Consider the following 20,166-nt stretch of genomic DNA (forward strand, 5'->3'; position numbering starts at 1 on the left):
TGTCTTCGTGAACGCACGTCGCGGCTTCAGGCCACCAGCACACCCGTTTCCTCAGCGAGGATCACGTGCGGCACGAAGCAGGCGCCGTCGCGGGTGATCGGTGAGGCGTCTTCGCGGATGCCGAGGCCACAGGCACGGTCGCCGACGACCCAGCTGCCGAGCAATGCATGGCGACCATCGAATTGCGCGAGCGGATGGAAGGCCTGGCGGATGCAGGGACCGTTGTACGGGCCTTCCGAGGCGAGCCGCCGGCCATCGGGCAAGGCGATCGTGACATTCGCTCCTTCGCGCGAGTGCAGCGGCTTGCGCACCCAGCCGGCGGCAAGCACGCCCTCGCCGTCGTCGAATTCCGCGGCGAGCAGGTTCGGGTGGCCGCGATGTTTCTCCCACAGCAAAGGCAGGATGCCCTTGTTGCTGAGCACGGCCTTCCATGCCGGTTCGATCAGGCGCAGGCCTGAGGTCGGCAGCCAACGCGCGAAATCCTCGCGCATGAGGTCCTCGAGCGGGTACAGCTTGAACAGCGTGCCGATGGTGCGATCGGAAAGGTCGGTGTAGTGGCCGTCGGCGGATACGCCGATGTCCTCGATGGCGATCAGGCCACAGTCGATACCCGCTTGCTGCGCGCATTCCTGCAGGTACATGACCGTGCCCTGGTCCTCGGCCGATTCGCGCACCGCCGAGAGCAGGAACGGGCGCGGCAACGAGGGCGCGATCGTGCCGAATGCTTCGACGAGACTCTCATGGATGGAGTTGTACTGGTCGGCGGCCACCGGCAGACGCCCGGCACGTTGCTGGTCGTCGAGCCATTGCCACTGGAAGAACGCCGATTCGTACAGCGAAGTCGGCGTGTCATAGTTCAGCTCGAGCAGCTTGGCCGGGCCGATTCCATTCCAGGCGAAGTCCATGCGCCCATACAGGTGTGGCTCGCGTGCACGCCAGCTCGCCGCTATCCAGTCGCGGAATGGTTCGGGAATGGCGAGCCGCTCCATGTGCTGCTCGCTGCCGACCACCTCGTCAACGAGGTCGAGTGCCATCGCATGCAGTTCAGCCGTCGGATCCTCGATGCCCTGCTCTATCTCGTCGAGCGTGAAGGCGTAGAACGCCGACTCGTCCCAATAGGGAGCACCGTCGATCGTGTGGAAGACGAAACCGGCTTGCTCGGCGCGTTCGCGCCAGTCCGGGCGCGGCGCGATCGCAATGCGCCGCATCAGCCGCCGCTGCTCGAACCACCGCGACCGGCACTGCTCGCGCCAAAGCCGCCGCGCGACACGGTCGGTGCCGCGTTCGGCCGCGCGTTGACCGGTGCCATCGCCGTGGTGCCGTTCATGCCGGCGCGATAAACGCCACCCGCCGACGCCGGCCGCTGCCAGGTGCCGTTCGGCGAACGATAGGCCGGGCTTGAGGCAAGCCCGGCCGGCTGGCCGCCACGCATGAGCTGGGCCATCAGGAAGCCTGTCATGAACGGCATGAAGTATGAGTGACCCGTGCTGGTGCGCATCTCGTTGCAGTTGTCCGCGCCGTGCGCGGCGATGCATTCCTCGCGCGAGGCATAGCGCGGGCCTTCCGCCTCGGCCAAGCGCGTTGCCGACGTGAATGCCTGCTCGCAGTTGTAGCGGTCATTGGTCTGCTCGACGCAGGCCTCGACCGAGGTGTACAGCCCCTCGCGCACGCTTTCTTCCTCGCTGCAGGCGGTCAGCAGCAGTGGTGCTGTGCCCATCAGCAACAGGGCGGTCGTCTTTGAACGCTTCATCATCGTTTCCTTGCCGGCCAGGCGCACAGTCTGCCCGTGCGTGCACAAAAGGGGAACCGTCACGGCGCCGCAGCTTTCGCTGACTGCGTGGCAGCCCGCGCGGCACGTTTCGCCGCGCGTTTCTCGCGCCGGCGCGCGGCGATGCGCGCGAACACGAGGTAGAGCGCGGGCGTGGAGAACAGGGTCAGGCTCTGCGAGACGAGCAGGCCGCCGATCATCGCGATGCCGAGCGGTTGGCGCATCTCCGAGCCGACACCGAAACCGATGGCCAGCGGCAACGCACCAAGAATCGCGACCATCGAAGTCATCATGATCGGTCGGAAGCGCACCAGACAGGCTTCACGGATCGCCTCGATCGGTGCAAGACCCTCGTCACGCTCGGCCTTGAGGGCGAAATCGATCATCATGATCGCGTTTTTCTTGACGATGCCGATCAACAGGACGATGGCGATCACCGAAACGATCGACAGTTCGGTGCTGGTCACGATCATCGCCAACAGTGCGCCGACACCGGCGGCTGGCAGGGTCGACAGGATCGTGACTGGATGGATCAGGCTCTCGTAGAGGATGCCGAGCACGAGATAGACGGCAAGAATGGCGAACAGGATGAGCTGGTTCTGTCCACTCTGCTGCTGTTGGAAACGGCGGAAGTCGCCACCGAATTCGCCACTGATGCTGCCCGGCATGCGCAGGTTGCGCATGACCTCACCTATCAGCGGGATCGTCTCGCCCATGCTGACGCCTTCGGCGAGATTGAAGCTGAGGTCGAACACCGGGAACTGGAACGCATGCTGAATCGTCAGCGGGGCTCGTCCGGCCTCGATGCGCGTCAGCGCCGACAACGGCACCATCGCGCCATTGTTTGCGCGCACGTGCAGGCGTTCCAGTGTCTCCACACCCGGCGTGGCGCCGGTGATCGCGTTGAGCACGACGCGATACTGGTTGAGGTCGGAATGGATCGTGGAGATCTGGCGCTGGCCGAAGGCGTTGTAGAGCACGCTGTCGATCGCGCCGATCGACACGCCGAGGCGTGCGGCCGTATCGCGATCGATGACGAGGTTCTGCTCGATGCCGCCATCATCGAGCGCGGTACCGACGCTCTTCAGTTGCGGCAACTTGGCCAGTTCAGCGGCGAGCCTGGGGCCCCATTCGAGCAGTTCCTCATAGTTGCTGCCCTTGAGCGAATAGGTGTAGGTGGCATCACCGCCGCGCGGGCCGCCGCCACCACCGACGTCCTGCACCGGGCGCAGGCGCAATTGGATGCCCGGCATGCCGGCCGTCTTCGCCTGCAGGCGCGCCATCACCGCGAAGGTCGACACGTCGCGCCCCTGGCCGAGCGGCTTGAGGTTGATGAAAAGGCGCCCGCGATTGCTGCCCGACCCCGGACCGCCGCCCCCGCCCAGCTGCGAGCCGACGCTCTCCACGGCAGGATCGGCCATGACGATGTCGGCGATGCTGCGTTGCAGTTCGACCATCGCTTCGTACGAAGTCGATGCGCCGGCCACCGTGGTGCCGTTGAGCATGCCGGTGTCTTGTTGCGGCACGAAACCGAACTTGAGGAAACCGGCGAGCACGACGGTCAACCCGATCAGCAGCACAGGCTGCAGGCTCATCAGGCGCGGATGGCGCAACGACCAATCCAGGCCGCGTTGGTAGGCGCGCGTCATCGCCGCATGCATGCGGTCGATGCGTGCAACCCACTTCGATGGCCGAACCGCGGCATGCGGGAGCAGCCAGCGCCCGCACAGCGCGGCGGTAAGGGTCAGCGAGACCAGCGCGGACATGATGATCGCCGCGGCGATCGTCACCGAGAACGAGTGCAGCATCATGCCCATGAACCCACCCATGAACAGCAGCGGCAGGAACACGGCCACCAGCGAGGCGGTGATTGAAACGATCGTGAAGCCGATTTCGCGTGCACCGTCGAGCGCGGCCTGCAGGCGCGGCTTGCCCATTTCGAGATGGCGCACGATGTTCTCGATGACGACGATCGCATCGTCGACGACGAAGCCGATCGAGATGACCAGCGCCATCAAGGTGAGGTTGTCGAGGGTGAACCCGAACACGTACATGACGATGAAGGCCGCCGCCAGCGACAGCGGCACCGACACGCCGGCGATCACGGTCGGCACGACGCGGCGCAGGAACAGCAGCATTGTCAGGATGACCAGGGCCAGGCTGATCAACAGGGTGATCTGCACCTCGTTGACCGAGGCGCGGATCGTCGCCGTGCGGTCGTTGAACGGGATGAGCTGCACGCCTTCGGGCAGCCAGCTGCGCATCAGCGGCAACTGTTCGTGGACGCTGTCGACCGTCTTGATGACGTTGGCATCGGCCTGCTTGGTGATGACCATCAGGACCGAACGCTGGCCATTGAACCACGCCGCCTGGTTGCGGTTCTCCAGGCCATCCCCGACGGTGGCGATCTCGCGCAGGCGCACCGGCACACCATTGCGCACGGCGACGACCAGATCGGCGAACTGTTCGGCTTCGGTCAAGGCACCGTTCGCGGCGATGGTCATCATGCGCTGGCCGTCGCCGAGGAAGCCCTGCGGCGAGGTTACGTTGGCGGCGGCGATCGCGTTGCGCACCTGATCGGCCGATAGACCCATCGAGGTCAGCTTCGACAGGTCGACATCGATGCGCACGGCCGGTGTCGCACCACCGGCGATGCCGACGTCAGCCACCCCCGGCAACTGGCGCACGCGCTGGGCGAGCAACGAATCGGCCATGTTGTAGAGCTCGGCCGGGGAGTGCTTCGGCGAGGTCAGGGCGAGCAACAGCACCGGGTCGTTGTTCGGGTTGGCCTTGCGGTAGAACGGCGCAGTACGCAAGCCGGCCGGCAGGTCCGGCATGGCCGCATTGATCGCCGCCTGCACGTCGCGCGCCGCACTGTCGATGTCCTGATCGACCTTGAAGAACAGGATCACCACCGTGTTGCCCTCACGGCTGTTCGAGCCCATGTCGTCGACACCGGCGATGCGTCCCATGTGGCGCTCGAGCGGCGCCGCCACGGTCGATGCCATCGTCTGCGCATTCGCACCCGGCTGGTTTGCGACCACGAAGATCACGGGGTACTCCATGTTCGGCAACGCCGCGACGCCGAGCTGGAAATAGGCGATGACGCCGCCGACGAACACGCCGAGGGCGAGGAGGATCGTGCCGATGGGGCGTTTGATGAAGGGGGCGGAGAGGTTCATCGGCCGGCTCCGCGTGGATCCGCGGGAGTGCACCCTGTGCGCGATTCGCGCCGCGTGGAACGAAAATCGCGCACAGGGCGCGCTCCTGCGACAGAGGGGCCGAGCCAAGGCAAAGCAAGGCGCGCCTCGCCGCTGTTCTGTAGGGGCCCGTTCACGGGCGATGCTTGCGTCTTCGTTGGATCGCCCCTGAAGGGGCTCCTACGGGTTGCTCGCATGGCCGTGACGACACTCATGCCCTCGCCCCCGCCTGCACCAGTGCACGATGCTCGCGGCGTCCGCGCAGCCAATCGGAGAAACGCTCCATGTGCAGGTACAAGACCGGTGTGGTGTACAGCGTAATGAGCTGTGAGAGCAGCAGGCCGCCGACGATCGACACGCCGAGTGGCTGGCGCAGTTCGGAGCCGATGCCGGTGCCGAGGGCGAGCGGGAGCGCGCCGAACATCGCCGCGGCGGTGGTCATCAGGATGGGACGGAAGCGCAGCAGGGCGGCGCGGCGGATCGCGGCATGCGCGGACATGCCGTCGCGCTGCGCATCGATGGCGAAATCGATCATCATGATCGCGTTCTTCTTGACGATGCCGATCAAGAGGATGATGCCGACGATGCCGTCGATGGACAGATCGAAACCGCACAGGCTGAGCGCGAGCAACGCACCGACGCCGGCCGGCGGCAGGGTCGAGATGATCGTGACTGGATGGATGTAGCTCTCGTAGAGCACGCCGAGCACGATGTAGATGACCACCAGCGAGGCGAGGATCAACAGTACCTCGTCGATCATCGAGGCGGAGAACTCGCCGGCCTTGCCGATGAAGCTGCCGCGCACCTGTGGCGGCATGCCGATCGACCTTTCGACCTCGGCGATCGCCTCGACCGCCTGCGACAGCGAATGACCCGGCGCGAGATTGAACGAGATCGTCACCGCCGGCAGCTGGTTCTGGTGGCTGACCACGAGCGGCGCGTTGACGACCTTGGCATCGACCAGCGAGGCCATCGGAATCGTGCCGCCACCGCCGAGGCTGATGCCGGTGTTGCCTTGCGTGCCGATGCCGCTCGGCGTGGCCGAGTTGCTCGAGGTGACCATGCCGAGCGTGGTCGCGTTGCTGCCGGTCAGCGCACCGCTGCCGCTGCCGCGCACCGCCAGGCGATCGAGCAGGTCGGCGCTGGTACGGTATTGCGGATCGACCTCGAGAACGACGCGGTACTGGTTGAGCTGGGTGAAGATCGTCGAGATCTGGCGCTGGCCGAAAGCCGAGTAGAGCGTGTCGTCGATGGTCTGGATCGGCACGCCAAGGCGGCTGGCCTGGTCGCGGTCGATGGTCAGGTTCAGCTGCAGGCCGTTGGCAGCGAGATTGTTGTCGACGTCGGCGAGTTCGGGGCGTTTGGCGAGCTCCGCGGTCATGCGTCCGGCGAACTCGGCAAGCTCATCGGCGTCGACATCGGTCAGGGCGTACTGGTATTCGGTCGGCGCGATGCGGTTGTCGAGCGCGATGTCCTGCACTGGTTTGAGGAACAGGGCGATGCCCGGAATCCCGGCTGCGGCGTCCTGCAAACGTGGCAGCAGCGCATCGAGGCCGTCGCGTTCGCCGCGCGGCTTGAGCACGATGTTGAGCTGGCCCTGGTTGAGGGTCGGGTTGATCGATCCGGTACCGACGAAGGCGGCGACACCGCTCACGGCCGGATCGGCGCGCAAGGCCTCGGCGACGCGCTGCGTGCGTTCGAGCATGGCCGGGAACGCGATCGTCTCGTCGGCCTGCACGACGCCGGTGATCATGCCGGTGTCCTGGTCCGGCAGCAGGCCCTTCGGCATGGTCACGAACAGCAGCACGGTCAGCGCGACCGTCGCCGCCAGCACGAGCAGGGTCAGCTTCTGGTGCGCGAACACCCGGTCTAGGCTGCGCGCATAGGCATCGACGAGACGGTTCCACCAGCCACCCTCGCCATGATGGCCGGTGTCGACGGCTTCCTCGTCGGCCGGTGCATTTTCGCGGCGCAGCAGGTAGGCGCACATCATCGGCGTCAGGGTCAGCGAGACGACCATCGACAGCGCAACCGCGATCGACAGCACGACCGCGAACTCCTTGAACAGCCGCCCGGTCACGCCGGGCATCAGCAGCAGCGGCAGGAACACCGCGATCAGCGAGACGGTCAGCGAGAGCACGGTGAAACCGATCTCGCGCGCACCCTTCTCGGCGGCTTCCTTCGGTGCGTGGCCTTTTTCGAGGTAACGCACGATGTTCTCGATCATCACGATCGCATCGTCGACGACGAAGCCGGTGGCGACGGTCAGCGCCATCAGCGAGAGGTTGTCGAGCGAGAAACTCATCGCCGCCATCACTGCGAAGGTGCCGACGATCGACAGCGGCACGGCCACGCTTGGAATCACCGTGGCCCACAGCCGGCGCAGGAACACGAAGATCACGGCGATGACGAGACCGACCGTCAGCATCAGGGTGAACTCGACGTCCTCGACCGAGGCGCGGATCGTCACCGTGCGGTCGGCGAACACGTCGAGGTTGACGCTGGCGGGCAACAGTGCGCGCAGCTCAGGCAGCATGCGCTTGATGTTGTCGACGGTCTGCACGATGTTCGCGCCGGGCTGGCGGCGGATGTCGAGCAGCACGGCGGGCCTGCCGTTGGCCCAGGCGGCAAGCTGGTCGTTCTCGACGCCATCGATCACCTTGGCCACGTCGGCCAGGCGCACCGGCGAGCCACCCTTGTAGCTGACGATCGTGTTGCGGTATTCGTCGGCGTCGCTCAACTGATCGTTGGCGCCGATCGTGAACGACTGCGCGGCGCCGTCGATCGTGCCCTTCGGGCCGTTGACGTTGGCCTGCACGAGCGCCGCGCGGATGTCCTCGATGGTCAGGCCCTGGTTGGCGATCGCGGTCGGATCGACCTGGATGCGCACGGCCGGACGCACGTTGCCGGCGATGCTGACCAGGCCGACGCCAGCGACCGTCGCGAGCTTCTGCGCGAGGATCGAGTCGGCGTAGTTGTTGACCTCGCGCAGCGGCAGCGCGTCGGACTGCATCACCAGCGTGAGGATCGGCGCGTCGGCCGGATTGACCTTGTTGTAGACCGGCGGGTACGGCAGGTTGTTCGGCAGCGTGCCGCGGCCGGCGTTGATCGCCGACTGCACGTCCTGCGCGGCGGCGTCGATGTCGCGATCCATGTCGAAGGTGAGCAGGATCGTCGACAGACCGGCCGACGAATCCGAGGTCATCACGCGCAAGCCGGAGATCTGCCCGAACTGGCGCTCGAGCGGCGTCGTGACCAGCGCCGCCATCGTGGTCGGGCTCGCACCTGGATACTGCGTGGTCACCTGGATCGACGGTGCGTCGATGTCAGGCAGCGCCGACACCGGCAGCAGGCGGTAGCCGGCGATGCCGAGCAGCAGCAGCGCCGCCATCAGCAGCGAGGTGGCAATCGGTCGGCGGATGAAGAGCGTCGAGAAGCCCACGGTAAGGTGTCCTGCTGGATCGGAGCGCGGCGCGCGTCCTGTCTTGCGTTCAGGACCGGACGGCAATCGCCGGCCAGGTCACATTCGTGTTCAACCGCCCGCCGAACGACCGCGCTTCGCCGCATCGGCCGGCGGCGCCTTCGGTGCAGCGACCTCACCCGGCGCAAGCGGCGTGACCTTGCTGCCCGCCTTCAAGCGGAACTGGCCTTCGGTGACGACGCGATCACCGAGCGCGAGACCCTCGGTGACGAGCACGCCTTGGCCCTCGACGCTGCCGGCACTGACGACCTTGCGCATGACCACCGTATCGTCGCCCTGTACGAGCCAGGCGAACTCGCCATCCGGGCCTTGCTGCACGCCGGTCGCCGGCACCACGATGCCACCCCGCACGGTCTTGACCTGCAGGCGCACGTTGACGAACTGGCCGGGCCACAGGCGGCGGTCCTCGTTGGGGAACTCGGCCTTGAGCTTGAACGTCGCCGTCGCCGTATCGATGGTGTTGTCGACCACGGTCAGCACGCCTTCGGCGATCGGCGCGGTATCGGTACTCGACAACGCGAACACCCTGAGAGGCGCCGCGTCGGCTTCGCGCACGCGCGCCATGTCGCGCTGCGGCAGGTTGAACAGCACGTTGATCGGCCGCGTCTGCGTGAGCACGACGATGGCGCCGCCGTTGGCCTGCACGAGGTTGCCGACGTCGACCTGGCGGATGCCGGCGAGGCCGTCGATCGGCGCGACGATGCGCGTGTAGCCGAGCTGGGTGCGCGCATTCGTGATCGCCGCATCGTCGGCGGCGATCATCGCCTCCTGCTGGCGCACGGTCTGGCGCTGGTTCTCGAGATCCTGCGCGGAGACGAACTTCTTCTCGATCAGCTCCTCATAGCGCGCCAGCGTGCTGCGCGAGGCAGCGAGCTGGGCCTGGTCCTGCTTCTTTTTTGCCACGGCCTGGTCGAGCGCGGCCTGGTAGGTGGCCGGGTCGATCTCGGCGATGAGGTCGCCCTTCTTCACCTCCTGGCCTTCCTGGAAGTGCACGGCCTTGAGCTGGCCGCTCACCTGCGCGCTGACTGACACCGTGTTGAGCGCCTGCACCGTACCCGGCGCGGTCAGGAACAGCGGCACATCGCGCGCCTCGGCGGCGACCACGGTGACCGGAATCGGCCCCTCGTTCTGCCAGCCCTGCCCGCCGGGACCGCGTGGCCCCGACGCACCCGGACCGCCCGCGAACAGGCGCCAGCCGATGAACGCAGCCACCACCACGGCCACTCCAAGTCCGATCCACTTGCCGCGCGACATGCGCCGATCCCTTATGTCTGGATGAAAATGATTCGCGGCCACTGGTTCAGTGGGCACGAGCGGCGCACATGATCGCGCGAATGGCCGCCCGGCGCCGCATGCTGGGAGTCATGCCGGGCAGCAAAGTTTCCCTGGGGCAGGCCCTCGCTTCCGGGGGCGTTCGTGAGCGCTCGGGGTGAGCGAGAGCATCCTGGAGGGAACCTCCAATAAGAGTCCTGCGCAAAGCCGTCATTCCGGCGTTTTCAACAGACGAATGTCTGGTCGGGCCGGCATGACGGGAAAGGGGGAGTTTTTTCGAGGTTCCCTACAGCGAATCAGTGGACAGGGCAGGCCGCACGATTCCTCAGTAATCGTGCGGCCCCGTCGAGGCCGGCACGCGCTGACCGAAGCCGCCGAAGAACAGCACGTCGTCGCGTTCGACGGCGCCGAGATCGTGGCGGCCGGCAGCGTCGCCGAAGCGGTCGGGCACGCCGGGCGTGTCGGCGAACGGCGCGGTGCGGTAGTAGTCCTCGCCGGGCGCGAAGCCGAGGCCGTCGCAGGCGTCGACGGCGGGCGAGGCCGGAGCCGGGCGGTAGAAGGCCGGATCGATGCGTGGCTCGATGGCGAACACGCGCGCGGGATTGCCGAAGCCGGGAATCTGGTCGCCGAGGCGCGTGATGAGGCAGTCGTTGTGGACCACGGTCGGCGTCGCGCCGGCGAAATTCGTCGCGGCCGATGGTGCCCACAGGATGCTGCCCTGCAGGTCGATGTTCTGCGCGCGCAGCAGGTTCTGCACGTTGTTGTCCAGCACGGTGTTGTAGCGGAAGCGCGTGGTCAGGCTGCCGGTGATCGAGGCCAGCGCGCGCGAGCCGGTCGAATCGACGGACTGCGCGGCGTTGCCGGAAAAGGTCGAGCGCTCGACCACGGTCGTGCCGCCGAGGCTGTCGGTGTAGGACAGGATCGTGGCGACCGAACCGGCACTGGTGTTGCCGCGGAACTCGGTGCGCGTCACGGTCAGCAGCGAGGACGGCGCCGAACCCATGTGGAAGTGGATCGCACCGGCCGCGGCCTCCACGCCCACCGCGGCGGCCTCGTTGGCGAGGAAGGTCGAGCAACTGTAGGTGAAACCGACCAGCCAGAAGGCCGGGCACGGCGCGGTCGAGGCATGGCCGATGGCGATCCAGACGCGACCGTTGGCGAACACTGCTCCGCCGACGTTGTGGGCCTCGTTGAGCGCGAACGCCGTGTTGGCGAACGAGAGCGCCGGCTCGCTGCCAGCCTGGTCGTCATTGCGCGCGGCGACGCCACCGCCCGAGTAGGCGCGGTTGCCGACGAGGGTGAAGCCATGGCGGTTGGTCGTGCCCTGCGGCGCATCAACGAAGATGCCGCGGCGGTAGGCGTAGATGCCGCCGCCTTCACCGCCACCGCCGGCCACCACGGGGCGACCGAAGTGGGCGCGGTTGTTCGAGATCGACACCGTGCCCTCGCCCGGCGTCACCACCATTCCGCTGGCGGCGGGTCCGGCGAGATGGATGCCGCCGCCGTTGCCGACAGCGTTGTTCTGCTCGATCCTTGACGGGCCGAGAACCACGCGCGCGTACGGCCCGGCGAAGATCCCGCCGCCACCGGTGCCCGCGTCGCTCGCGCTGTTCGAGCGCACGCTCGATCCGCCCTGCACGTGCAGTTCGGCTTCGCCGCTGTTGGCGATGCCGATGGCGATGCCGCCGCCGCGCTGCGCCGAGCTGCGACGCACCGAGGTTTCGGCGTCGAGCACGACGACGACACGCCCGTCAGCACGGATCGCGCCGCCGATGTCCGCGCTGCCGCGGTCGAGGATCACCTGGCGCAGGGTCAGCCGGCGCGTCGTCGCCGTGGTGTTGGTGATGCGGATGTGGCGCGCGGCATCGTTGGCATCGAGCGTGGTGTGCACGCCGGCCTGCGGTGCCGATGCCGCACAGTTGGCATAGCCGCCTTCGAGGGTGATGTCGGCCTGCGGATTGGCAATGACCACGCCGGTGAAGGCCGAGAACGTCGATTCTGGCAGGCGGATCACATGCGGACCGCCGGCATTCGCCGCCGCCGCGGCGACCGCGGCCTGCACGCTCGCATGCGTGCAGCCGGCGCCGCCGACCGAATAGATGGCCGCATGCGCGGCGGGCATGCAGGGCACAGCGAACGACAGGCACATGAGGAACATGCGCATGGGCACCTCCAATCGTTGGGATCCACGACGTCGCGCGTGTCATCGGCGCGCACCATCGATACAAGCGCAAATGCGCGTCGGCGCAGGACATCCGCTAGGCTTGAATCCGCGCGCAGGCGCGCCAAACTCGGCGGACGCGCACCCCATCCACACGAGGACACCCCATGAAGCTCTACACCAAGCCCGGCGCCTGCTCGACCGCCGACCACATCGCTCTGCAATGGACCGGGCAGCCGTTCGAGGTCGAGGTCCTGACGGCGGCGACGATGAAGGAACCGGCATATCTGGCTATCAATCCGACCGGCGCGGTGCCGGCGATCGTCGATGGCGATTTCGTGCTGACCCAGAACGCGGCGATCATGGGCTACATCGCTGACACGTATCCGCAGGCGAAGCTCGCCGGCGACGGCTCACCACGCCAGCGCGCCGAGGCGAACCGCTGGCTCTCCTTCGTCAACTCCGACCTGCATCCGGCGTTCCGGCCGATCTTCGGCCCGGCGGCGTTCCTTGCCGACGAAGGCCAGCACGATGCGCTCAAGGCCGCCGCGCGCAAGCGCCTGCGCGCTTTGTACGAACAGGCCGAGAAGCAGCTTCAAGGCCGCGACTGGCTGGCCGGCTTCCGCAGCTTCGCCGACCCGTATTTCTACGTGACCCTGCGCTGGGCCGGTTTCCTCGGGGTGGACCTGTCGGGCCTGCCGAACATCGCCGCGTTCAAGGCACGCATGGAAGCCGATATCGGCGTGCAGGAGGCGTTGAAGGCCGAAGGGTTGGCCTGATGCCGGGGTGAATGCCGTGGTATAGGAGCCCGTTCACGGCCGATGCTCCTTCTGTACAACCTCCAAAGCAAGGGCATCGCCCCTGAAGGGGCTCCTACGAAGCTTTGACCGCCGCCTTCATCGCCGCGATGACCGCGGCGTAGTCCTTCTGGCCGAAAATCGCCGAGCCGGCGACGAAGGTGTCGGCGCCGGCGCGCGCGATTTCGGCGATGTTGTCGGCCTTGACGCCGCCGTCGATCTCGAGGCGGATATCGCGACCACTGGCGTCGATCAGCGCACGCACGCGGCGCAACTTGTCGAGTGCGGACGGAATGAAGCTCTGTCCGCCGAAGCCGGGATTGACCGACATGATCAGCACGAGGTCGAGCTGGTCGAGCACGTGGTCGAGGTGATGGAGCGGCGTGGCCGGGTTGAATACGAGGCCCGCTTTGCAGCCGCTGGCCTTGATGAGCTGGATCGTGCGGTCGACGTGCTCGCTGGCCTCGGGGTGGAAGCTGATCGTGGTCGCCCCGGCTTTCGCGAAGTCCGGCACGATGCGGTCGACCGGCTTGACCATCAAGTGCACGTCGATCGGCGCGGTGATGCCGTGCTTGCGCAGCGCCTCGCAGACCAGCGGCCCGATCGTCAGGTTCGGCACGTAGTGGTTGTCCATCACGTCGAAATGCACCCACTCCGCACCGGCGGCGAGCACGGCCTCGACCTCCGCGCCGAGGCGGGCAAAGTCGGCCGACAGGATCGACGGGGCGATGACGGCTGGTTGTCTGGACACGGGAGATCCTCGGCGGCACGTACGGCTGGATGGTCGGGCAGATCGGCGGTTGCCACAAGGGATGCGCTGGACGGGGCATCCACAGCCCGCTTCAGGTGAAACCCTGCTCCGACTTGATGCGTTCATAGGCGGCGTTGATCTCGCGCGCCTGCGCTTCGGCACGACGCTTGAGCTCGTCCGGCACGTCGCCGAGCTTGTCCGGGTGATGTTGGCTCATCAGTTTGCGATAGGCGCGCTTGATGTCGCGTGGTTCGGCGCCGCGCTTGATGCCGAGCACGGTGTAGGGGTCGACCTGCACACGTGACGGCGCGCCGCGCTGGCCGCCGGCACCCGAACCGCGTGGATCATGCTGTTGCCACGCCCCGTGTGGTGACCCGTAACCCTTCATCGCCGCGACTGCGGCGAGTTCGGCGTCGCTGACCCCGAGCGACCAGCACAGCTTGCGCACCATCGCCTCCTTGGCAACGGCGAGCGGACCTTCGGCGTAGACGAGATCGAGCAGCATGTCGAGCAGCAGGAAGGCAAGGTCGCGACGGCCGCGCGTCCACTGCCTGAGCTCGGCAACCGCACGCTGCACGTCATAGTCGGCTTGCTTGCCGACGGTGAAGCGATCGATCGCAATGCGCCTCTGTTCGTCATCGAGGCGCAGACGCGCCATCAGGTTTTCGGCGGCGCGGATCTCCTGCTCTGACACGCGGCCATCGGACTTCGACAGCGCGCCGGCGAAGGCGAACAGTGGTTCGATGAACGAAGCACCAAGTGCGGCACGCGGGCGCAGCAGGCCGGTATCAAGGAAATGCCCGAGCATGCCACCGAGCAAGGCCCCGAATACATTGCGGAAAAGGAGGTAGCCGATGAAGGCACCTGCGATCTTGCCGATCCAGCTCATGCGCAGCTCCCGGCACTGCGGGAACCGGCGGCATCGCGACGACGATCGAGCGGGTGGTGCAACATCCACGTGTCCCGGCAGGCGGTCGGGCGGCGATTCTACAGGCGCAGGCGTGCATCACGCTAAACTGCGCACCCGATCCCGCCGGGAACCGCATCCGTGCCGACCACGCTGTCCGCCTCCGCTCTCCCCGGCCTCGACCTCGTCCACCGCGGCAAGGTGCGCGATGTCTATGCACTCGATGCCGACACCTTGCTGATCGTAGCCACCGATCGCCTCAGCGCTTTCGATGTCGTCCTGCCTGACCCGATCCCCGGCAAGGGCGAGATGCTCACCCAGATCTCGAACTTCTGGTTCGCACAGACCGCCGGCATCCAGCCGAACCACCTGACCGGGCGCGACGTTGCCAGTGTGCTGCCGAGTGGTGTAGACACCGATCTGTACGCGCACCGCAGCGTGGTGGCAAAACGCCTCAAGCCGGTGCCGGTCGAGGCGATCGCGCGCGGCTACCTGATCGGCTCCGGCTGGAAGGACTACCAGGCCACCGGCGCCCTGTGCGGAATCGCCCTGCCGGCGGGGTTGCGGCAGGCCGAACGCCTGCCCGAACCGATCTTCACCCCCTCGACCAAGGCTGCGGTCGGTGAACACGACGAGAATGTCTCCTTCGACGCGGTGGTCGAGAAGATCGGCGGCGAACTGGCCGAGCGGGTGCGCGCAGCGACGCTGGCGATCTATCGCTTCGCCGCAGACTTCGCTGCCGCGCGCGGCATCATCATTGCCGACACCAAGTTCGAGTTTGGCACCGACACCGAAGGCCGCTTGTACGTGATGGACGAGATGCTGACGCCGGATTCGTCGCGCTTCTGGCCGATGGAGCACTACAAGGTCGGCATCAGCCCGCCGAGTTACGACAAGCAATACGTGCGCGACTATCTCGAAACGCTGGACTGGAACAAGACCGCACCCGGACCGCACGTGCCTGCCGCGGTCATCGCCGCCACTGCGGCGAAATACGCCGAGGCCCTGCACCGGCTGGCCGGCATCCGTGTGGATTGATCCTGACCGGAGGCGGCTGCGGGCAACCGCACGCCGCCGAAGTTCCTATACTGGCAACCGTCGCCGCGTTTGCGGTGGCTGAGGTTCGAGGGGCAGGCATGACGCGCGGCATCGACTTCCTGCGGCTGTACCACGAATTCGGGCTCGCGCCAGACGCGGGCATCGACGACCTCAAGCGCGCCTATCGACGCTTCGTCTCGACCTTGCATCCGGATCGCCATGGTGACGATCCGATCTCGCAGCATCTGGCGCAGGATCAGCTCGCCCGCCTGACGCGCCTGTACGATGCCGCGATCCGGTTCCATCGGGAGCACGGCCGCCTGCCGGGTGCAGCGCCCTCGGCACGCAGTGGCGACAACAGCGCCTGGGCCGCGGCACAACGAATCGAAACGGCCGACGCCGTGCCACGGACGCCGCAGCAACCCGACCTCATCGAACCAGGACCACGTAGTGGCCTGCGCCCGGGCCTGTGGCTCGCCGGGGTCGGCGTCGTCGGCCTGTTCGTGTGGCTGATCGCGCGGCTTGCAGCACTTGAGGACGCGCTCGTGCCTGAACCGGTACGCACAGCACCAGCGGCGAGCGTCGTGGCCGCGCCGCCAACGCCACGCGCAGGTGGAATCCACGTGGGCATGCGTGCCGAAGACGTGTTGCGCATCCAGGGCGAACCCGTCACGCGCAGTGAATACCGCTGGGAATACGGCCCATCCTGGATCCAGTTCGAGAACGGTCGGGTCACGACCTGGTACAGCTCGCCGCTGCGCGCCTTGCGCATCGCACGCACGCCACCGTCGCCCGAGGCCACGCGTGGCGACTGAGCCCAGTGCACACGAGTGGTTCGATGATTACCGTCGCGGCCATCGCCACCCGCTCAACCGCCTGATCGACTCGATCTGCGCGCCGGCGATCCTGTATGCGCTCATCACCCTGCTGTGGGTCGTCCCGGTGCCGGAGTCGCTCGGACGACCCGGTTTCTGGGCGGCGCTGGCCATGGTCGGCGTATTCGCATTCTGCTGGCGCCGCTCGCGGGCGAGCGGACTCGGCATGCTCGTCGTCCTTGGCGTGTTCGGCCTGCTGAACGAGTGGCTGTGGCACACGCTCGGCCCGGCGCAACTGTTGCGGTTGGGTGCCGGCGTGTTCGTGCTGGCCTGGATCGGTCGATTCATCGGTCAGCTCATCGAAGGCACACGACCACCGATCCGCACCGACCTCATCTGGCTGCTGATCGGTCCGGCCTGGCTGGTCGGCACGGTCATGCGACGGTTGGGCCTTGCGCGTTGACGGCATCGACCCGCGCAACGACGGCAGGACCGCCGAGCGAAGGCTGCGCGGCGACCATGCCGACCCGCTCGCCCGCTGGGCGCGGAGTGCATGGTCCTTGTGCATCCGACCGCGCGTCCCTCGACCTCTTCGACACCATCCCCCTGCACGCGAGAGAATGAGCGCGTCTGCGCTTCGTCCACGAAGTTCGCGTGCCAGGCTTCACCGCTCAATCATGGGGGTCGAACATGCCGGGAGGTCATCATCACGTCCACAAGTCCGGACGCAGCGGCTGGCTGCGTGCGGCCGTGCTCGGAGCCAACGACGGCATCGTCTCGACCGCGAGCCTGATTGTCGGCGTGGCCGCGGCTTCTGCCGGGCGTAGCGATGTGCTGCTGGCCGGCGCTGCAGCACTCGTCTCCGGTGCCCTGTCGATGGGGGCTGGTGAGTACGTATCAGTCAGTTCGCAGGCCGATGCCGAGGAAGCCGACCTGGCCATCGAGCGCCGCGCGCTGGCCGAACATCCGCAGCCCGAACTCGAGGAACTCGCCGGCATCTACGTCGACCGTGGCCTCGATCCCGCGCTGGCACGCCAAGTTGCCGAACAGCTGACCGCGCACGACGCGCTGGCTGCCCATGCGCGCGACGACATCGGCATCACTCCCGAACTGGCTGCGCGCCCGCTGCAGGCCGCGGCAACGTCGGCCCTCTCCTTTGCCTCCGGCGCGATCGTGCCGTTGCTGGCCTTCCTGATGCTGCCGCACGAAGCCATCGTCGCCGGCGTGATGGTGGCCTCGCTGATCTGCCTCTCCCTGCTCGGCGCACTCGCCGCCTGGGCCGGCGGCGCGCCCATGCTTCGTGGCGCCGTGCGCGTCGTCACGTGGAGCGCACTCGCAATGAGCGCGACCGCATTGGTCGGGCGCTGGCTCGGGATGTCCTGATCAAGCCCCGTCGCGGCCGAAGCCACGAAGGGCCAGAACAGGGGCTAGGGATGCCCCGATCCAACCCGCAATGGCGTCATGACATCCGCAAGGCCCGTGCCTTCTCCATCGGCCGCAGCAGCCAGCGGCACAGCGCCGGCAGGAAGATGATCGCGGCGAGCATGTTGACGACGAACATGAAGGTCAGCATCACGCCCATGTCGGCCTGGAACTTGAGGTCGGAGAACACCCATGTGAACACGCCGACCGCGAGCGTCAGCGCGGTGTAGAAGATCGCAATGCCGGTGGTCTTCAGCGAGGCGAAATAGGCCTCTGTAAGTGGACGGCCGGCGAGCAGGGACTCGCGCATGCGCGCGAAGATGTAGATGCCATAGTCGACGCCGATGCCGACGCCAAGGGCGACGACCGTCAACGTGTTGACCTTCATGCCAATGTCGAGGTGCACCATCAGTGCATGACCCAGCTCGGTGACGAGCACGAGCGGCAGCACGATGCACAACGCCGACAGTGGATTGCGGAAGCTCAACAGGCACATGAGGAACACCGCGGCGTACAGCATGTAGAGGATCAGGCGCTTGACTGCGCGCACCTCGTCGTTGATCGCGGCCATGACACCGACGTTGCCGGTAGCCAGGCGCAGGTTGACGAACGGCTCGCCCGGCTTTGGCTCCTCGCCGGCCGCTGCCTGCTCGGCGAGCACGGTGCGCAGGTTGACCGTGCCACCGGCCCAGGCCGCGTTGCTTTCTCGGAACTGCTTGATCGCACCGACGACGCGGTCGATCGTGGTGGCGCGGTGGTCGGTCAGGAAGGCCATGATCGGCATCGCGCTGCAGTCTGCATTGAGCAGGCCCGAATCGGTCTCGAAACCCTGGGTGGCGAGACGCAGCGTGTCGGCATCGCGTGGGAGAACGCGCCAGCGGATATTGCCCTCGTTCCACCCGGCGTTGACGATCTTTGCTGCCATCGGCAGGGTCATTACCTGGGCCACGCCCTCGACGTTGCGCAGATGCCAGGCGAAGCGATCGACGAGCTCCATGGTCGGGTAGCTGCCCGTACAGGCAGACGGCGCGCCTTCGGCGATCACGTTGAGGATGTCGACGCCGAGCGCGAACTTGTCGCTGATCTGCACGGCGTCGAGGTTGTAGCGCGCGTCGGGATGCAGTTCGGCGACACCCATCTGTGCGTCGCCGATCATGACCTTCTCGCCGTGGCGTTCGGCGACGAACCATGTGGCTACGCCGATGACGAGGATGATCGCAGCCGGTATAGGCCGGCTGAACTTCGCCAGCACGGTCCAGATCTTGTCGAACTGGGTAAGCTGACGCAGGCGATAGGCACGCTTGCGCGGCAGGTTGCGCAACTTGGTGTAGGAAAGGAGTACCGGCAGCAGGACGAGGTCGGTAAGGATGGTCAGGGCCACACCGACGGTCGCGGTGATGGCCAGCTCGAAGATGATGCGGATCGGGATGACCAGGATGGCAGCGAAGCCGACACAACCGGCCACGAGCGCGACCGCACCCGGCACGAGCATCGCGCGGAAGGCGTTGCGCGCGGCGGTCAGCGGATCGACGCCACTGCGTGTGGCGAGCTCCTCGGGCGTGCCTTCCTCGAGCCCACCGAAGAAGATCTCGCCGCGGAAGCGGTTGATCATCTGCTCACCGTGGCTGACCGCAATGGCGAAGATCAGGAACGGTGTCAGCATGTTCATCGGATCGATGCCAAAACCGAGCAGGCGCAGCGCGCCGAGCATCCACACCACCGAAACCAGTGCGCAGAACACGGTCAACGTGGCGAGCTTGATCGACGAGGAATAGATGAACAGCAGCAACCAGGTGAAGGCGATGGTGATGGCGAAGAACCAGATCACCGATTTCGCGCCGGCAGTGATGTCACCGACCATCTTGGCGAAACCGATGATGGCGACCGTGGTGTCCTCGTTCTCGTACTTGGCACGGATCGCGTCGAGTTGCTCGGCAATGCGGTTGTAGTCGACCTTGACGCCCTGCTCGGGATTCTCGGGCACGAGATCGACCCAGACCATCGCGCCGGAGAAGTCCTTTGCCACCAAGCGGCCGACGATGCCCGCCTTTTCGATGTTGGCCTTGATGGTGGCGAACTGCTCGGGTGTCGCTTCAAAACCCTCGCTGTTGGGCGTGAACTCCTGGGGGATGACGTTGCCACCGGCGAAGCCGTCTTCGACGACTTCGACGAAACGCACGTTCGGGGTGAAGATCGAACGCACGCGCGCCTCGTCGACGCTGTCGACGTTCTTGGCGTCCTGCGTGATGTTCTCCATCGTGCGGAAGAACGGCAGGTTGAACATGTCGCCCTTCTTGTCGAGCACGGCAATGAGCACGCGGTTTGCGCCGCCGAACTCCTGCTCGTAGTCGATGAAGGTCTTCATGTACTCGTGCTTGAGCGGGATCTGCTTCTTGAACCCCGCGTCGACGCGCAGCTGCGCGGCGAAGAACGCGAACACGATCGTGGCAATGGCAAAAAGTGCAAGAACGATCGGCCGGTTGCCGAACACGAGAGTTTCCGCGAAACGCTGCAACGCGCTTGGCGGGCGATTGGCGGGGCTGCCTGCGCTCAT

At 66.6% G+C, this 20,166-nt stretch carries 14 protein-coding genes; 5 read left to right on the forward strand and 9 right to left on the reverse strand.

What is annotated here, in order from left to right; genetic code table 11:
• Positions 1–26: 26 nt before the first annotated feature.
• The 6 genes from KF907_RS02790 to KF907_RS02815 form a co-directional block, all read right to left on the reverse strand.
• Entirely contained in the window at positions 27–1,208 is a 1,182-nt protein-coding gene (locus KF907_RS02790) for a glutathionylspermidine synthase family protein (RefSeq protein ID WP_291217960.1), read from the reverse strand.
• Positions 1,208–1,750 carry a DUF1190 domain-containing protein gene (locus tag KF907_RS02795; RefSeq protein WP_291217962.1) on the reverse strand — a complete coding sequence of 181 codons (543 nt, stop codon included), beginning with the start codon at positions 1,748–1,750 and terminating at the stop codon, positions 1,208–1,210. The genes KF907_RS02790 and KF907_RS02795 overlap by 1 nt, the downstream gene beginning before the upstream one ends.
• Positions 1,751–1,809: 59 nt before the next feature.
• Positions 1,810–4,950, reverse strand: a complete 3,141-nt coding sequence (locus KF907_RS02800) for an efflux RND transporter permease subunit (protein ID WP_291217963.1) — start codon at positions 4,948–4,950, stop codon at positions 1,810–1,812.
• A 229-nt stretch (positions 4,951–5,179) separates the two neighbouring features.
• The gene (locus KF907_RS02805; RefSeq protein ID WP_472843849.1) at positions 5,180–8,359 is read right to left on the reverse strand and encodes an efflux RND transporter permease subunit; all 3,180 of its coding nucleotides are present in this window, start codon (positions 8,357–8,359) and stop codon (positions 5,180–5,182) included.
• Between the two features lie 141 nt (positions 8,360–8,500).
• Entirely contained in the window at positions 8,501–9,703 is a 1,203-nt protein-coding gene (locus tag KF907_RS02810; RefSeq protein ID WP_291217965.1) for an efflux RND transporter periplasmic adaptor subunit, read from the reverse strand.
• A 343-nt stretch (positions 9,704–10,046) separates the two neighbouring features.
• Positions 10,047–11,885, reverse strand: coding sequence for a hypothetical protein (locus KF907_RS02815; RefSeq protein ID WP_291217966.1), 1,839 nt, complete (start codon positions 11,883–11,885; stop codon positions 10,047–10,049).
• Positions 11,886–12,049: 164 nt separating this feature from the next.
• On the opposite strand from KF907_RS02815, the gene KF907_RS02820 reads away from it, so the two are divergent.
• The gene (locus KF907_RS02820) at positions 12,050–12,661 is read left to right on the forward strand and encodes a glutathione S-transferase family protein (protein WP_291217967.1); all 612 of its coding nucleotides are present in this window, start codon (positions 12,050–12,052) and stop codon (positions 12,659–12,661) included.
• A gap of 94 nt (positions 12,662–12,755) precedes the next feature.
• Here KF907_RS02820 and rpe read toward each other — a convergent pair whose 3' ends face one another.
• Positions 12,756–13,430: a ribulose-phosphate 3-epimerase gene (gene rpe, locus KF907_RS02825; protein WP_291217969.1), complete on the reverse strand. Its 675-nt coding sequence runs from the start codon at positions 13,428–13,430 to the stop codon at positions 12,756–12,758.
• A gap of 91 nt (positions 13,431–13,521) precedes the next feature.
• On the reverse strand, positions 13,522–14,319 hold the full coding sequence (djlA, locus tag KF907_RS02830; RefSeq protein WP_291217972.1) for a co-chaperone DjlA: 798 nt from the start codon (positions 14,317–14,319) through the stop codon (positions 13,522–13,524).
• Positions 14,320–14,478: 159 nt separating this feature from the next.
• Here djlA and KF907_RS02835 point away from each other — a divergent pair, with 159 nt between their 5' ends.
• The 4 genes from KF907_RS02835 to KF907_RS02850 all read left to right on the forward strand — a co-directional run bounded on the left by KF907_RS02835 (position 14,479) and on the right by KF907_RS02850 (position 17,573).
• Positions 14,479–15,375: a phosphoribosylaminoimidazolesuccinocarboxamide synthase gene (locus tag KF907_RS02835; RefSeq protein ID WP_291217974.1), complete on the forward strand. Its 897-nt coding sequence runs from the start codon at positions 14,479–14,481 to the stop codon at positions 15,373–15,375.
• Between the two features lie 98 nt (positions 15,376–15,473).
• Complete coding sequence (locus KF907_RS02840; RefSeq protein WP_291217976.1) at positions 15,474–16,190, forward strand: J domain-containing protein; 717 nt, start codon at positions 15,474–15,476, stop codon at positions 16,188–16,190.
• Positions 16,180–16,653, forward strand: a complete 474-nt coding sequence (locus KF907_RS02845) for an Mpo1 family 2-hydroxy fatty acid dioxygenase (protein ID WP_291217979.1) — start codon at positions 16,180–16,182, stop codon at positions 16,651–16,653. Before KF907_RS02840 ends, KF907_RS02845 begins: the two co-directional genes overlap by 11 nt.
• A gap of 227 nt (positions 16,654–16,880) precedes the next feature.
• Positions 16,881–17,573, forward strand: a complete 693-nt coding sequence (locus tag KF907_RS02850; RefSeq protein ID WP_291217981.1) for a VIT1/CCC1 transporter family protein — start codon at positions 16,881–16,883, stop codon at positions 17,571–17,573.
• 76 nt (positions 17,574–17,649) lie between these two features.
• Here KF907_RS02850 and KF907_RS02855 read toward each other — a convergent pair whose 3' ends face one another.
• Entirely contained in the window at positions 17,650–20,166 is a 2,517-nt protein-coding gene (locus tag KF907_RS02855) for an efflux RND transporter permease subunit (protein ID WP_291217983.1), read from the reverse strand.

The sequence above is a fragment of the Dokdonella sp. genome, from assembly GCF_019634775.1.
Taxonomy (GTDB): Bacteria; Pseudomonadota; Gammaproteobacteria; order Xanthomonadales; family Rhodanobacteraceae; genus Dokdonella.

What these genes read in the sequence shown, in the direction of transcription:
- KF907_RS02790 (WP_291217960.1), bottom strand. Translation starts at nt 1,208, where the DNA reads ATGCGGCGCATTGCGATCGCGCCGCGCCCGGACTGGCGCGAACGCGCC.
- KF907_RS02795 (WP_291217962.1), bottom strand. Translation starts at nt 1,750, where the DNA reads ATGAAGCGTTCAAAGACGACCGCCCTGTTGCTGATGGGCACAGCACCA.
- KF907_RS02800 (WP_291217963.1), bottom strand. Translation starts at nt 4,950, where the DNA reads ATGAACCTCTCCGCCCCCTTCATCAAACGCCCCATCGGCACGATCCTC.
- KF907_RS02805 (WP_472843849.1), bottom strand. Translation starts at nt 8,359, where the DNA reads ATGGCGGCGCTGCTGCTGCTCGGCATCGCCGGCTACCGCCTGCTGCCG.
- KF907_RS02810 (WP_291217965.1), bottom strand. Translation starts at nt 9,703, where the DNA reads ATGTCGCGCGGCAAGTGGATCGGACTTGGAGTGGCCGTGGTGGTGGCT.
- KF907_RS02815 (WP_291217966.1), bottom strand. Translation starts at nt 11,885, where the DNA reads ATGCGCATGTTCCTCATGTGCCTGTCGTTCGCTGTGCCCTGCATGCCC.
- KF907_RS02820 (WP_291217967.1), top strand. Translation starts at nt 12,050, where the DNA reads ATGAAGCTCTACACCAAGCCCGGCGCCTGCTCGACCGCCGACCACATC.
- djlA (WP_291217972.1), bottom strand. Translation starts at nt 14,319, where the DNA reads ATGAGCTGGATCGGCAAGATCGCAGGTGCCTTCATCGGCTACCTCCTT.
- KF907_RS02840 (WP_291217976.1), top strand. Translation starts at nt 15,474, where the DNA reads ATGACGCGCGGCATCGACTTCCTGCGGCTGTACCACGAATTCGGGCTC.
- KF907_RS02850 (WP_291217981.1), top strand. Translation starts at nt 16,881, where the DNA reads ATGCCGGGAGGTCATCATCACGTCCACAAGTCCGGACGCAGCGGCTGG.
- KF907_RS02855 (WP_291217983.1), bottom strand. Translation starts at nt 20,166, where the DNA reads ATGAGCGCAGGCAGCCCCGCCAATCGCCCGCCAAGCGCGTTGCAGCGT.